This is a genomic window from Streptomyces sp. WM6372 (genome assembly GCF_001279655.1).
In the GTDB taxonomy this organism is placed as follows: Bacteria; Actinomycetota; Actinomycetes; order Streptomycetales; family Streptomycetaceae; genus Streptomyces.
This window is the reverse complement of record NZ_LGDB01000230.1, coordinates 1-14529: the sequence shown is the minus strand read 5'-3', so window position 1 is coordinate 14529 and position 14529 is coordinate 1. Positions and strand designations below refer to the sequence as shown.

Sequence of the window (14529 nt, the reverse complement as noted above, 5' to 3'; positions counted from 1 at the left end):
ATGCTGGACACGGGGCCGTGGGGGCCCGAGCGGGGGCGCCGGTCAGGCGGCCGGCTCGGAGACCTTGCCGGCCTTGTTGAAGGCGGCTCCGGCCGGGTTGCGCTTCTTGAGCACCAGGTACGAGACGCCCAGGATCAGGCCCCACAGCGGCGCGCAGTACAGCGAGACGCGGGAGTCCTTGTCGATGCCCATCATCACGATGACCATGCCGATGAACAGCAGGGCGAACCAGCTGGTCCACGGGGCGCCGGGGGCCCGGAACGGGGACTGCGGCAGCTCGCCGCGGTCGGCCTTGGCGCGGTAGCGGATCTGGCAGACGAGGATCATGATCCAGGCCCACATGCCGGAGATGGTGGCGAAGGAGACGACGTAGTCGAAGGCCTTGCCCGGGGCGACGTAGTTGATCCAGACGCCCACCAGCATCAGCGCGGCGGAGAAGGTGGTGCCCACGAGCGGGGTGCCGCTCTTGGTGAGCTTGGTGAAGAACTTCGGGCCCTGGCCGTTGAGCGCGAGGTCGCGCAGCATGCGGCCGGTGGAGTACATGCCCGAGTTGCAGGAGGAGAGCGCGGCGGTCAGCACGACGAAGTTGACGATCGCGGCGCCGACGCCGAGGCCCATCTTCTCGAAGGCCAGCACGAACGGGCTCTCGCCCGCCTTGAAGTTGGACCACGGGATGACCGACATGATCATGATGAGCGCGCCGACGTAGAAGACGGCGATGCGCCACGGCACGGTGTTGATGGCCTTGGGCAGGGTCTTCTCGGGGTCCTTGGACTCGCCGGCGGTGACGCCGACCAGCTCGACCGCGAGGAAGGCGAACATGACGATCTGGAGCGTCATCAGCGTCTCGCCGATGCCGTTCGGGAAGAACCCGCGGTCGCTCCAGAGGTTGGAGACGGAGGCGGTGGCGGCGGCGTCGGAGAAGCCGACCGTGAGGATGCCGGCGCAGATCAGGATCATGCCGACGATGGCGGTGACCTTGACCATGGAGAACCAGAACTCCAGCTCACCGAAGAGCTTCACGGAGATCAGGTTGGCGGCGTAGAGGATGACCGTGAAGATCAGCGCGTAGGCCCACTGCGGGAAGCTGTCGTGGGTCCAGTACGACATGTACTTGGCCGCCGCGGTCACCTCGGTGATGCCGGTGACCACCCAGAAGAGCCAGTACGTCCAGCCGGTCGCGTACCCCCAGAAGGGGCCGAGGAACTCCCGGGCGTAGTCCGAGAAGGAGCCCGAGACCGGGCGGTACATCAGCAGCTCGCCGAGGGCGCGCATGATGAAGAAGATGACCAGGCCCGCGATGGCGTAGGCCAGGATCAGGCTCGGTCCGGCCTTCGAGATCGCCTTGCCGGCACCCAGGAAGAGGCCGGTGCCGATGGCTCCGCCGATCGCGATCATCTGGATCTGGCGGGCTCCGAGTGCGCGGTGGTATCCCTCGCCACCCTCGGCCGCGGCGCCCTCGCCGGGCGTCTTGTCGTGCTGCTCGACCTGCACAGAGGTCATGTCTTGGTGCGCCTTTCTCCACGCCGACCCGCGCCTTGGAAGGCAGCGGATCGGGTCCTCGATCCCCCCGGATACGGATGGAGTTGCACCCGGCGGTCAGCCGGTTCAAGCAGGCCGGGGGACATGGGTGGCGCCCCGTCGGCGGTCGTGAAGATTTATCACGGGCTTACGGGTGCCGCAGGCGCGGAAAAGTGACCTGGAGCACAATAAATTCGGGACACAGGTCCTGAAACGGATCAGACCACCGCATCGCGGTGATCTGATCGTTATCCGGATTTGAGCGTCCGCTGAGCGAACGATGTTCGTTCCGGCGGCTGCTCCGTCGGTTCACCGCGGGGGCTCAGAGCGTTTCGATGAGCGTCTCCTGGAGGCCACCGAGCCACAGGTACGCCATCACCATCGGCTTGCGCGGATCGTCGTCCGGCAGCCGGAAGAGCATCGCGCTCTCGTCGTCCTCGGTGATGTCGAGCCGGGCCGCGATGGTCAGGCGCAGGTCGTTGAGCGCGCCCAGCCAGCGCAGCGGGAGCTCTCCGGTGAGCTCCAGCACCGCCGCCCCGTCCCCGTCGGGCGTGAGCCCGTCCAGGCTCCGTACGACGGCCAGCGCGTCCTCCCGCTTGCGGGCGCGCAGGTCGTTCTCGGTGAACCGGCGGAACTCCGCCGACCGGGCGGCCAGCTCGGCCGGGTCGACGCCCTGGTCCTCGGGGCCGGGGCCGCCGTACGCATCGGGGAAGAGCCGGATCAGCGCGGGGTCGGAGGGCCGCTCGGTCGGCCCCTGGTTGCCCTCGGCGAACAGCACGGCCAGCGGGTCGGCGTCCTCGTCGGGCTCGGGCGCGCCCGGTCCGACGAGCTCCAGCAGCTGCACGGCCAGCGAGCGCAGGATGGAGATCTCGATCTCGTCCAGCGCGATGGCGGCGCCGCCGCCCTTCAGGGCTTCGAACATCCCGGCGGAGCGCCCCATCAGAAGCGGTCCTGGGAGAGGGTCGCCCACAGGCCGTAGCCGTGCATGGCCTGCACGTCGCGCTCCATTTCCTCGCGGGTGCCGCTGGACACGACCGCCCGCCCCTTGTGGTGGACGTCGAGCATCAGCTTGTGCGCCTTGTCCTTCGAATAGCCGAAGTACGCCTGGAACACGTACGTCACGTAGCTCATGAGGTTGACCGGGTCGTTGTGCACCAGGGTCACCCAGGGAACGTCGGGTTCGGGGACCGCGAAGGTCTCTTCGGCCGACTCGGTGCGTTCGATCTCAATGGGAGCAACACTCACTTGTCCCATGCTGCCACTGTGACCGGCCGGTCGCACAAACGGGTCCCGAGATCTCGTCACTTTGACGAAATGTGCGCTAGCATCCGTGACATGAACCCTGCGGACCTGGGCCTGCCGGTGGACGTGCCGTCGACAGCGCTCTTCACGGATCATTACGAGCTCACGATGCTGCAGGCCGCCCTGGCGAACGGCACCGCCGACCGCCGGTCGGTCTTCGAGGTCTTCACCCGGCGGCTGCCCGAGGGGCGCCGCTACGGGGTGGTGGCGGGCACCGGCCGCGTCCTGGACGCGGTGGAGAACTTCCGCTTCGACGCGGCCGTGCTGGAGTTCCTGCGCGAGCGGGCCGTCGTCGACATGCGGACGCTGGACTGGCTGTCCTCGTACCGCTTCTCGGGCGACATCTGGGGCTACCCGGAGGGCGAGGTCTACTTCCCCGGCTCGCCGCTCCTGCGCGTCGAGGGCAGCTTCGCCGAGTGCGTGCTGCTGGAGACCGTGATCCTGTCGATCCTCAACCACGACTCGGCGATCGCGGCCGCGGCCTCCCGGATGGCCTCGGCGGCCGGCGGGCGGCCGCTGATCGAGATGGGCGCGCGGCGCACCCACGAGCTGGCCGCGGTGGCCGCCTCGCGGGCCGCGTACGTCGGCGGCTTCACCTCCACCTCGGACCTGGCGGCCGGTTTCCGGTACGGGATCCCGACGGTCGGTACCTCGGCGCACGCCTTCACGCTGGTGCACGACACCGAGCGGGACGCCTTCCAGGCGCAGGTGGCCTCGCTGGGCAGCGGGACCACCCTGCTGGTGGACACCTACGACGTGGCGGAGGCCGTACGGACGGCCGTCGAGGTCGCCGGTACGGGGCTGGGGGCGGTCCGGATCGACTCGGGCGACCTGCTGCTCGTCGCGCACCGGGTGCGCCAGCAGCTCGACGAGCTGGGGGCGACGGGGACGCGGATCGTGGTGACCTCGGACCTGGACGAGTACGCGATCGCCTCGCTGGCGGCGGCTCCGGTGGACGCGTACGGGGTCGGCACGCAGCTGGTGACGGGCAGCGGGCACCCCACCTGCTCGATGGTCTACAAGCTGGTGGCGCGGGCCGCGTCGGCGGACCCCAAGGCGCCGCTGGTGCCGGTGGCGAAGAAGTCCACGGGCGGGAAGACCTCGATCGGCGGCCGCAAGTGGGCGGCGCGCCGGACGGACGCGGAGGGGATCGCCGAGGCGGAGGTGGTCGGGACCGGCGCGGTGCCGGCGGCACTCGCGGACGACCAGCTCCTGGTCCAGCTGGTGAAGGCGGGCGAGGTGGTGGCCCGCGAGCCCCTGGAGGCGGCCCGCGACCGCCACCGCGAGGCCCGCGCCGGCCTCCCGCTCTCGGCGACGCAGCTCTCGCGCGGCGAGCCGGTCATCCCGACGGAGTACGCCTAGGACCGTCCCGCGCCGCCCCCGGGCCGGCGGGCCCGGGGACGGCGCCCCCGGTTTCGGGAAGGGGCGGGGCGGGGGAAGAGCCCGCGCAGCGGCACACACGACAACCGAAGGACACGCGACATGCACCGCGCACTGATCGTCGTCGACGTACAGAACGACTTCTGCGAAGGCGGCAGCCTCGCGGTCACCGGCGGGGCCGATGTCGCCGCCGCGATCACCGAGCTGATCGGCCAGGCCACGGCCGGCTACCGGCACGTCGTCGCCAGCCGCGACTGCCACATCGACCCCGGGTCGCACTTCGCCCGCCCCCCGGCCGAGCCGGACTACGAGACCTCCTGGCCGGTCCACTGCGTCGCCGGAACCGAGGGCGTCGGGTTCCACCCGAACTTCGCCCCCGCCGTCGCCTCCGGAGCCGTTACCGCCGTCTTCGACAAGGGCGCCTACGAGGCCGCGTACAGCGGGTTCGAGGGGGCCGACGAGAACGGCACCCCGCTCACCCAGTGGCTGCGGGACCAGCGCGTGAGCGAGGTGGACGTCGTCGGGATCGCCACCGACCACTGCGTGCGGGCCACGGCCCTCGACGCCATACGCGCCGGCTTCACCACCCGCGTGCTGCTGGACCTGTCGGTTGCCGTGGCCCCCCACACCGCCGCCCGGGCGCTGGAGGAGCTCCGCTCGGCCGGCGTCAAGTTGATCGGCGAGAGCCGCCGCTAGGGGCCCTCCAGGGCCTTGCCGGGACGGCTCCTAGTGCCCCAGCAGGGCCCGGATGGGGTGCCAGAGCTCCTGCGCCCGGTCCGGGGCGCCGCGCCACAGCAGGCCGTCCGGGTGGTGCAGGACGGCCGTGACCTCGTCCGGGGTCGGCGGCTGTGCGTTGCCGCGCAGGTACACCGCCCGCATCCCGAGGTTCCGCAGCCTGGTCAGGGCGCGGGCCCGGTTCGCGGCGTGCACCAGGACGCGGACGTTCCCGCCCTCGCCGCAGGGCCGCGGCAGCGTGAGTGCGACCACCACGCTGCCGCCTGGCAATCTGACGAAACCTCCACCGGGCATGATCTTCAGCTCCCCCGTCAATAAGAAAAACTCGCACCCGCATCTAAACGCGATCGGCCGCCGCCCGCTAGGGGGCGACGGCCGATCATGCTTTGACCTGCGAGTTTGCCGAATTACTTGGCGGCGGGGCCGACCTCGACCGTCATCTGGAGACCGTCGTAGGTCTCCTTCGCGATCTTGATCTTGGTGTTGGTGTCAGCGACCTTCACCGAACCGGTCGGGTTCTCGTCGTAGTAGTACTTGCCCTTGTGGTCGTCGAAGACCAGGTTCGCGGGCTTCGGCTTCAGGAACAGCGACTCACCGTTCTTGTGCAGGGTGAACGCGTCCGTCGAGTACGCGCTGAACGGCGCGTCGTACGGCTGGATCTTGTTGCGCAGCAGGGTGCCGTCCGACCACTTCATCGGCTTGGCGTTGGCGTCGATCGGCAGGATCAGACCCGAGCCGGGGTGCACGCTCGTGTTGTTGTCCTTCTGGGACTTGTCCCAGAGCCAGATCAGCAGGCCGTCCTGGTACGGGTAGTGCTCGACCCAGCCCGGCTTGGAGTTGGCCCAGCCGAAGTTGTACGGGCCCACCTTGAGGGTGGAGTCGTACGAGACGTAGCGGCGGTTCTCCGCGATGTAGTACTGCGGGTACTCCTTGGTGAACCCGCCACCGACGCGGGAGAAGCCCTTGCCGGTCCAGCCGTTGTCGCCGTTCTCGGCGCCGTCGGTGAACAGGGTCTGGCCGTCCGCGGTGATCGCGAGGGCGTCGGCGGTGAAGCCCTTGCCGCCCGCGCCGCCGTCCGTCTGGTAGCGGAAGCGGAGGTCGATCTTCTTGCCGGCGTAGGCGTCGAGCGGGAACTTCAGGTCCTGCCAGCCGCCGGAGACGTCCGTCAGACCGGCGTTGCCCGCGGCGTCGGCCGGGATGGCCTTGCCGCCCGCGGTGCCGTTCAGGACGGTCCAGGTGGCGCCGCCGTCGGTGGACACCTCGGTGTAGAGGTAGTCGTAGTCCTTCTCGATGTCCCACCAGCCCTTGAGGGACAGTGCGGCGGAGGACTTGCCGGTCAGGTCGACCGTGCGGGTGAGGGTGTTCTTGAGGTCGTCACCCATGTTGCTCCACCACTGCGAGGAGCCCTCGGCGGGAGCGACGATGTCGGTCTTGACCTGCTTCTTCGGCAGCTCGACGACCAGCGCCTGCTTGTCCTTGGTGTTGTACTCCGACACACCAAGCTTGTGGGTGGACTTCGTCGCGGCCTTGGCCGTGTCGTAGTTCAGCCAGCCCAGCTGGAGCTTGTCCCAGGCGGTCATGTCGCCCGGCATGTCGCCTATGGAGTCCTTGCCCTCGCCGAGCCAGGAGCCGGCGGACATCAGGGACCAGAAACCGACCGAGTTCTCGCCGCCACCCGTGGTGTCGTAGAGGTCCGGCAGGCCGAGGTCGTGGCCGTACTCGTGCGCGAAGACGCCGAGGCCGCCGTTCTCCGGCTGCATCGTGTAGTCGCCGACCCAGATGCCGGTGTCACCGATCTGGGTGCCGCCGGCCTTGTTGTTCGCCGGACCGGTCTTGCCCGCGTCGGTGCCGTAGGCGTACCAGCGGTGCGCCCACAGCGCGTTGGTGCCCTGGACACCGCCGCCGGCCGACTCGTCCTCGCCCGCGTGGACGATCTGGAAGTGGTCGATGTAACCGTCGGGCTCGTTGAAGTTGCCGTCGCCGTCGAAGTCGTTGCGGTCCCACTGGTCGTACTGGGCCAGCGTGGCCTTGATCTCGGCGTCGGTCTTGCCGGCCTTCTTCTGGGCGGCGACCCACGCGTTGACGCCGTCGCGGACGGTGTCCCACACGTTGGCGCAGTTGGTCTGGCCGCAGTAGTTGGAGCCGTAACGGGCCTCGTTGTTCGGGATCTTGACCCAGTCGGCGACCTGGCCCTCGACCGAGTAGCGGCCCGAGGAGGTCTTCTCGTAGTAGGTCTTCAGCGAGTCCTTGCCGTTGCCCGTACCGAAGTACAGGTCCTGGAAGTAGTCACGGCTGAAGTCCTTGCGCCAGGCCGTGCTGTTGTTCTGCGCACGGTCGGGCTGGGCGATCGTGTTGTGCAGCGGACCGGGGGTGCCGCCGTACTTCGGGACCGCCGGCTTGGGGCCGTCGGGGCCGTCCGGGTCGAACATGGTCGTGTTGTCGACCTGGTCGCCGAACTCGACGAGGATCGTGAAGATCTTGTCGGTCTTCTCGCGGCCGAGCTCGACGTACTTCTTGTCGTCGAGCTTGACGACCTTGGAAGCGCCCCGCTGCTCCACGGCCTTCTTGCCGGACAGGACCTGGTCCAGGGCGGCTTCGCGGGCCTGCGCCTGCTGGTCGCTGAACGGGCCCTTCAGGTTGTGCTGGACCGCCTCCTTGGCCGAGGCGGTCGGGTCCTGCCGGTCCGAGGCGGGCGCGGTCGACGGCGCCTCGGAAGCCTGGGCGGTGACGAGGAAGGCGCCGGAAGCCGCGGTTGCGGCCAGAGTCACACCGACGGCTGCGGCGCGCAGCGCTCGTCTGCGAGCGGAATTGCTGGTCACTTGATGTCGTTCCCCTCCCGCGGCCGCGACACAGGTCGGAACTTCTCCGTTGGAGTGGGGGGTTCCGCGCGGCGCGCGTCTCAAGTGACGACATTTGACCGGAGAGTCGAGGGAAAAGACAGACCTTGACTTGTTCCTTACAACTGCACTATGCGGTCAGGGAGTTCCGCTATACGGACGTTCCTCTGCCAGACGGGACGAAGGCCGCGTCCCGACCCCGCCGTGTGACGGCGAATGATCCCGTACGCCCCCCGTGCGCCGGGCACCGTGGGTTAGGTCACGCTTACTGGCGGTTCCGCTCGGGAATCCCCCGACATAGAGTCGCCTGACGCGCGACCTAGTTGAGCAGACTCCCCCTCCCCGCCTTGAGGACGGATACCGCCATGCCGCGTCCGACTGCCGCCCAGTTGTTCTACGGGTCCGCCACCGTCGTCGTGTCGACCATCGCCATGCTGCTGCTCTCGCAGACGAGCACGGGGCGCGGGATCGCCGTCATCACCACCGCCGCACTGGCCCTCGGACTGCTCGTCGCGCTCACCGCGGCCAGCCCCCGCCGGCGCGGTCGGCACGCGGCTCCGGCCGGAACGGCCCGGGCCGCCGCCCGTACCCCCCGCGTTTCCCCCGGTGTTACCGAAATCACGCCCGGAATCACACCCGGGAACGCGCCCGCCGCGCCCGGAAGCGTGCCCGAGCCGGTCCCCGCGGACGCGGCGGCGGCCGCCCGGGTGCCTGAGCCCCGGACGGCCGCCGTCGAACAGCCGGTGCACCACTGAGCCGTACGCGATCCCGCCGCAGGCCGGTGCGCTCCGCCGCTATGCGCTGACCACCACCGTCTTGCCCGCCTTGTCGTGGAGGCCCTGCTTGTACGGCTTGTCCACGAGGATCGATACGATCAGCACGATCTCCCACAGGCAGGGGCAGCAGAGGAGCGCCGGCAGCCAGAGGACGGCGGCGCGGCCGAGCGACGCGCCCGACGGCGGGACGCTGCCGTCGTTGAGCATCGCGACGCGCAGCCCGAGCGCCCTCTTGCCGAGGGTCCTGCCGTCCTTCTTGGTGCACCACCAGTCGTAGCCGACGAACAGGACGATCGAGATCAGCGTCATCGCCAGGCCGCTGCCGCTGTACGACTTGGTGAAGACCTGGCTGACGTCCTCCCCCTTGTTCGTCTGGACCGAGTACCGGTTCGTGCCGAACGCCAGCTGGATGAGGAACAGCGGCACGAGCACGATCACCACGTCGATGATGCGGGCCGCGAGCCGCTTGCCGAAGTCGGCCAGCGGGGGCATTCCGGCGAGCGGATCGGGCATGCCGTAGCCGCCGCTCCCGCCGTACGGGTCTCCGGGCGGCGGGGGTGGCGGCGGGGGCGGGTATCCCCCGCCACCGCCCGCACCGCCGTACGGGCCGCCCGGCGGCGGGGGCGGCGGACCGCCCGGGGGCCGGTCGTACGGCGAACCGCCCGACGGAGGCGTCGGTTCCTGGGGCTTCTTGAGGAACGGGTCGTCCTCGGGCGGCTGGCCCGGCGGCGGCTGATCGGTACTCATGGCCCGAGTCGAACCCGGCTCCGCCGACCCCGCAACGGGACGGCGTCCGTTCGGGGGAAGGGGCCGCCCCCGGCCCGCGGGCCGGGCGTCAGCGGGCCACGTACGTCTTGGCCGCCCGGTCGTGCCAGCCCCGGCGGCGGGGCCGGTCCCCGAGACACCAGAGGCTGCCGGGGAGTCCGAGGAACGCGTACACCAGCCAGCGGCGCAGGGCCGCACCGAACGTGGGCGGGCGGAGGGTGGCGGCGGCCAGCACCCGGATCCCCAGGAGCTTCTTGCCGGGCGTGCGGCCCCAGCGGGCGGTGGGGAGCACCTCGTAGAACACCCCGAAGAGCAGCACGGCGCCCAGGACGAGACCGAGGTATCCGGCGGTGGTGGCGTCGAACAGCCACACGGTGGTGGTCCGGCCGCTGCCCTTGGCGGCGTCGACCTTGGCCTCCAGGTGGGCGGTGACCGCGGGCACGAGGGGCCGGGCGGTGCCGGCCGCGACCGCGCCGAGTACGAGGGTGTCCAGCGTGCGGGCCACGGCCCGGCGTACGAGCCCGGCGGGCCGGGTGGCCCGCTCCGCCATCCGCTCGAACACGGCCCGCTCGGTGACCCGGGGGACGCCGCGGCCGGACGCGGACGCCGAATCCGCTTCGAGGCTGTGCTCCGCTTCGGCGGGGACGGCCGCCCGGCGGGGGGCGGGGTCGGACCCGGGGCGGCGGGCCGCCGGGGCCTGCGCGGCGGGAGCCGAGGCTCCCGGTGCGAACCGGTCCGCCGCGGCCTCCGCGGCCTCCGCGGCCTCAAGGCCGTGATCCGCCGAGGCGGGCACGCCCGCACGGCGGGCGACGGGGGCGGAGACGGGGGCGGAGGCCCGACCGGCCGGGACGGGGCGGCGGGCCGCCGGGGAGGACTGCACGGCCGACGGGGCCTCCGGCGCGTAGGGGTCCGCCTGCGCCTCGGGTTCTGGCCAGGCGGCGGGGTCACGACGCACCGGAGCCGCCGGGTTCGCCGGTGCGGGGCGCGCCGCCGGGTCACGGCGCACCGGGGCCTGCGACCACGCGGCGCCGTCCGCCCGGACCTCCGGTTCGGGGCGGTCGGCCGGGGCCCGACCCGCCGGGGCCTCGGGCTCGGGGCGGGGTGACGGGTCGCGCCGGAGGGCGGTCTGCGGCCAGGACGAGGTGAGGCCGGAGGGGCCGGCGCCGGTGCCGGGGGCGGCGGGCCACTCGGGCTCGACGGGAGCGGGAGCGGGCGCCGGGGCCGGGGCGGGTGCCGCCGGGGAGCGGGCCGACAGGATGCCCACGCTCTCGGCGGAGCCCCGTACGGCGGCCTGCGCGGGGAACCGCTCCGCGGTACGGGCGAAGGACACCCCCGGCCCGCGCTCCGGCCGTTCGGCCGCCTCCAGCGGCTCCGGGCGCGGCCCGCGGCCCACCGGGACCCCCGCCGGCACCGAAGGGGCGGGAGCGTGCCCCCCGTCGGGCTCCGGCTGGGCCGGGCCGCCCCAGGACACCCGGTGGTCGCGCGGCCCGCCGAAGCCGGACTGGTGCAGGGGATCGGCCTGCCACGAGGCCGCGGACACCGCGGCCACCGCGGCCACCGCGGGCACCGCAGGAGCGGCGGGCTCCGGCTCCGGCCCGGGCTCCGGCTCCGGCCCGGGCTCCGGCAGCGCCTCGGTCACTCCGGTCTCGTCCAGGAACACCGGCCCCGTCTCGTCGGACCGGGCGGCGGGGGCAGGGGCGGCGGGGGCGGGGCGGCTCGTACCCGGGACCCAGTTGAGGCCGTTCCAGTACCGGACGAACCCGGGGATGGACGGATCGGGGTAGTAGCCCTCGCGGGCCGCGTGCTCGCCGTCACCAGGGGAGGCCGTCAATGTCCCCAACTCCGATCGTGGCTTGAGGCTTGTGCAAGGGGAGGACCATAGCCAAGAACCGTGCCCCGACAGGTCCGGTAACGGGAGAATCCAAGCCTTTGAGCGAATGCGACACCCTGCGGCTGTTTTCGGTCACCCGACAGGATCCGGCCAATCCCCGATCCGGTGCACGAAGTCGCGTCATACCCGGGCACATCGGTGCTCTCACCGGGTGTGGGGCGCGAACCCGGCCCCGCACCACGAACCGGAGAACCGAAGAACCGAAGTGAGGCCGCCATGCACCACCCCGTCGTCGAGCGCGAGCTGGAACTCAAGCTGGTCCTGTCCCCCGAGCGCAGCGTCGCCGTCCCGGCCCGGCTGGTCTACCTGACGGACGACCCGTTCGCCGTGCACATCACCTTCCACACCGGCTCCAGCGCCCCGGTCAACTGGACCTTCGCCCGCGAGCTGCTGGTCGAGGGGGTGTTCCGCCCGTCCGGCCACGGAGACGTCCGGATCTGGCCCACCAAGGTCGACAACAGGGCCGTCCTCTGCATGGCCCTCACCTCCCCCGACGGCGACGCCCTGCTGGAGGCCCCGGCCGCCGCCGTGTCGGCGTGGCTGGAGCGCACGCTGCGGGTGGTCCCGCCCGGCACCGAGGCCGACCGGCTGGGCCTGGACGCCGCGCTGGCGGAGCTGCTCGCGCCGACCCCGGCCGACGACCTGTGGATGCGGGACCCGTGGCCGTCGGACGAGTCGGCGGACGGGGACCTGTGATCGTGATGCGGATCAGCCACCTCCGCCTCGTCCACCCCGCCCCCTCCATACCCGGCGTACGGTCAGAAGAGCTTGCCGGGGTTGAGCAGGCCGAGCGGGTCGAAGGCCTGCTTGACCGCGCGCTGCATCTCCAGCCCCACCGGCCCCAGTTCGCGCGCGAGCCACTCCTTCTTGAGGACCCCGACCCCGTGCTCGCCGGTGATGGTCCCGCCGAGGGCCAGCCCGAGCGCCATGATCTCGTCGAAGGACTCGCGGGCCCGCCGCGTCTCGTCCTCGTCGGCCGGGTCGAAGCAGACCACCGGGTGCGTGTTGCCGTCGCCGGCGTGCGCGCAGACCCCGATGAGCAGGTCGTACGCGCGGGCGATGGCGGCCGTCCCGTCGAGCATCTCGGCGAGCCGCGAGCGCGGTACGCAGACGTCGTCGATCATCGTCGCGGGGCGCAGGGCGTCCAGGGCGGTCAGCGACATCCGGCGGGCCTGGAGCAGCAGTTCGGACTCCGCCTCGTCCTCGGCGGGGACGACGGCGGTGGCCCCGGCGGCCCGGCACAGCTCCCCCACGGCGGCGAGGCCCTCGGGTGCGTCCGGGGTGTCGAAGGCGGCCAGCAGCAGGGCCTCGGTGGTCTCGGGCAGTCCCTCCCCCAAGCTCTCGGCTTCGCTCGAGCAGGGGGGACCCCCACGCCCGAGCGCGTTGACGGCGCGGACGGTCGTACGGTCCATCAGTTCCAGCAGCGAGGGCGTGAGCCCGGCCTCCATGACGGCGCAGACGGCCGCGCAGGCGGCGGCGGCCGAGGGGAACTCGGCGGCCAGCGCGAGCTGGCGGGGCGGCGCGGGCCGCAGCGCGAGTACGGCCTGGACGACGACGCCGAGGCTGCCCTCGGAGCCGACGAAGAGCCGGGTGAGGTCGTATCCGGCGACTCCCTTGGCGGTGCGCCGGCCCGTACGCAGCAGCCGTCCGTCGGCGAGGACCACGTCGAGGCCGAGCACGTACTCGGCGGTGACCCCGTACTTGACGCAGCACAGGCCGCCGGAGGCGGTGCCGATGTTGCCGCCGATCGTGCACTGCTCCCAGCTGGAGGGGTCGGGCGGGTAGAACAGGCCCCGGTCGGCGACGGCCCGTGAGAGCACCGCGTTCACGACGCCGGGTTCGACGACGGCGATGCGGTCGACGGTGTTGATCTCCAGGATCCGGTCCATCTTGACGAGGGAGAGCAGGATGCAGCCGTCGGAGGCGTTGGCGGCGCCCGACAGGCCGGTGCGGGCGCCCTGCGGGACGACGGGGACCCGCAGGGCGGTGGCGGTGCGCAGCACGTGCTGCACCTGTTCGACGGTGCGGGGCAGGGCCACGGCCGCCGGGGTGCCGGCGGCGCAGAAGGCGGCCGTGTCGGTGGCGTAGGAGGCCGTCACCTCGGGGTCGGTGAGGAGGGCCTCGGCCGGGAGCCCCTCCAGGAGGCTCGCGCGCAGACGCGGGGAGAGATCGTCTTCCCCGGCGCCGTCCATGACATCCATGACATCCATGGGCCCAGCGTGGCACCGGGGGCCATCGGTGTGAACACGGCCGCGACGGGCTTCGGACACCTCGGCGAACTCTTCATATTGACGCACAGTGACCCCATGGACCGTGCCACCCGTACCGCGCGTATCTCCCGTATCGCCCGTACTGCTCGTGCTGCTCGCGCCGCCCGCATCGAGGAGGAAGCACAGCGACCCGCGCCACCCGTGACCTTCACCGGCCGCAAGACGCTCGTGGCGGCCGGGGTCGCGGTGGTACTGATCGCCGGTGCCCTGCTGATCCGGCCGGCCCGCCCGGGCGACGACGCCCGCCCGCCGGGGCCCACCGAGCGGGCCGCGTCGGCGGTCGGCATGGGGGCGCCGGCGGCGGCGGTGGACCTGACGGCGCTGGTCGCGGACCGGGAGAAGTGGGTCGCGGGGCACGAGAAGGACGACGCGTCCTGGGCGGTGCTCGGGGCGGCCTACCTGGAGCAGGCCCGCCGGTCGGCGGAGCCGGCCTGGTACCCGAAGGCCGAGAAGGCGCTGAAGCGGTCGCTGGAGCTCCGCCCGGCCGAGAAGGGCAACTTCGACGCGATGACGGCCATGGGCACGCTGGCCAATGCCCGGGGCGACTTCGCGACCGGCAAGAAGTGGGGCGAGCTCGTACGGGCGCAGGCGTCGAGCCGGTGGACGGCGTACCCGGTGCTGGTGGACGCGTACACGGGCCTGGGCGACTACAAGGCCGCCGAGCGGTCGATGGAGCGGCTGCTGGACCTGAGGCCGGGGCTCGCCGCGTTCATCCGCGCCTCACAGGTCTACCGGGACCGCGGCTGGCGCGAGGACGCGACGATGGCGATGGAGCACGCGGGGGGCGCGGCGAAGGCGCCGGCGGAGAAGGCGTACGTCCTGTTCCGGCTCGGGGAGCTGTCGTGGGAGCGGGGCGACGCCGCGGAGGCGCTGCGCCAGTACGAGGGCGCGCTGCGCGCGGATCCGGCGCAGGCGCAGGCGCTGGGCGGGCGGGCCCGGGCGCTGGCGGGGCTGGGCCGGGGCGGGGGGGGGGGCCGGGGCTACCGGGTGGGGGTGGGCCGGGGGCAGGGGGCGGGGGGGGGGGGGGAGGTGGGGGGGGGGGGGGGCGCGCG

At 72.1% G+C, this 14529-nt stretch carries 13 protein-coding genes; 5 read left to right on the top strand and 8 right to left on the bottom strand.

The annotated features are described in order from the left end of the window. Window positions 1–42: 42 nt before the first annotated feature. From ADK52_RS33945 to clpS, 3 genes are all read right to left on the bottom strand, one after another. Window positions 43–1503, bottom strand: coding sequence for an amino acid permease (locus ADK52_RS33945; RefSeq protein WP_053693716.1), 1461 nt, complete (start codon window positions 1501–1503; stop codon window positions 43–45). 340 nt (window positions 1504–1843) lie between these two features. Next, window positions 1844–2461 (bottom strand): DUF2017 domain-containing protein, encoded by a 618-nt coding sequence (locus ADK52_RS33940; protein WP_053693715.1) that lies wholly within the window; start codon window positions 2459–2461, stop codon window positions 1844–1846. After that, window positions 2461–2775 carry an ATP-dependent Clp protease adapter ClpS gene (gene clpS / locus ADK52_RS33935; RefSeq protein ID WP_030299901.1) on the bottom strand — a complete coding sequence of 105 codons (315 nt, stop codon included), beginning with the start codon at window positions 2773–2775 and terminating at the stop codon, window positions 2461–2463. Before clpS ends, ADK52_RS33940 begins: the two co-directional genes overlap by 1 nt. A gap of 81 nt (window positions 2776–2856) precedes the next feature. Here clpS and ADK52_RS33930 point away from each other — a divergent pair, with 81 nt between their 5' ends. Both ADK52_RS33930 and ADK52_RS33925 read left to right on the top strand, forming a co-directional pair. After that, on the top strand, window positions 2857–4185 hold the full coding sequence (locus ADK52_RS33930) for a nicotinate phosphoribosyltransferase (RefSeq protein WP_053693714.1): 1329 nt from the start codon (window positions 2857–2859) through the stop codon (window positions 4183–4185). Between the two features lie 120 nt (window positions 4186–4305). Next, window positions 4306–4899, top strand: a complete 594-nt coding sequence (locus tag ADK52_RS33925; protein ID WP_053693713.1) for a nicotinamidase — start codon at window positions 4306–4308, stop codon at window positions 4897–4899. 30 nt (window positions 4900–4929) lie between these two features. Here the strand turns inward: ADK52_RS33925 and ADK52_RS33920 are convergent, their stop codons facing one another. Next, window positions 4930–5232, bottom strand: a complete 303-nt coding sequence (locus ADK52_RS33920; protein ID WP_030158646.1) for a hypothetical protein — start codon at window positions 5230–5232, stop codon at window positions 4930–4932. 113 nt (window positions 5233–5345) lie between these two features. Further along, window positions 5346–7757: an immune inhibitor A domain-containing protein gene (locus ADK52_RS33915; protein ID WP_234344365.1), complete on the bottom strand. Its 2412-nt coding sequence runs from the start codon at window positions 7755–7757 to the stop codon at window positions 5346–5348. 383 nt (window positions 7758–8140) lie between these two features. Between ADK52_RS33915 and ADK52_RS33910 the strand changes: the two genes are divergently transcribed. Then, window positions 8141–8530 carry a hypothetical protein gene (locus ADK52_RS33910; RefSeq protein WP_063784005.1) on the top strand — a complete coding sequence of 130 codons (390 nt, stop codon included), beginning with the start codon at window positions 8141–8143 and terminating at the stop codon, window positions 8528–8530. Window positions 8531–8569: 39 nt separating this feature from the next. On the opposite strand, the gene ADK52_RS33905 is transcribed toward ADK52_RS33910, so the two are convergent. Both ADK52_RS33905 and ADK52_RS33900 read right to left on the bottom strand, forming a co-directional pair. Further along, complete coding sequence (locus tag ADK52_RS33905) at window positions 8570–9298, bottom strand: RDD family protein (RefSeq protein ID WP_053693711.1); 729 nt, start codon at window positions 9296–9298, stop codon at window positions 8570–8572. Window positions 9299–9386: 88 nt separating this feature from the next. Continuing rightward, a complete protein-coding gene (locus ADK52_RS33900) occupies window positions 9387–11147 on the bottom strand; it encodes an RDD family protein (protein ID WP_053693710.1) in 1761 nt (586 codons plus the stop codon). Window positions 11148–11423: 276 nt separating this feature from the next. Between ADK52_RS33900 and ADK52_RS33895 the strand changes: the two genes are divergently transcribed. After that, the gene (locus tag ADK52_RS33895) at window positions 11424–11903 is read left to right on the top strand and encodes an SsgA family sporulation/cell division regulator (protein ID WP_053693709.1); all 480 of its coding nucleotides are present in this window, start codon (window positions 11424–11426) and stop codon (window positions 11901–11903) included. A 62-nt stretch (window positions 11904–11965) separates the two neighbouring features. Here the strand turns inward: ADK52_RS33895 and ADK52_RS33890 are convergent, their stop codons facing one another. After that, on the bottom strand, window positions 11966–13408 hold the full coding sequence (locus ADK52_RS33890) for an FAD-binding oxidoreductase (protein ID WP_420714985.1): 1443 nt from the start codon (window positions 13406–13408) through the stop codon (window positions 11966–11968). A gap of 105 nt (window positions 13409–13513) precedes the next feature. Here ADK52_RS33890 and ADK52_RS33885 point away from each other — a divergent pair. Continuing rightward, a partial coding sequence (locus tag ADK52_RS33885) for a tetratricopeptide repeat protein (protein WP_420714983.1) occupies window positions 13514–14529 on the top strand: 1016 nt, incomplete at its 3' end.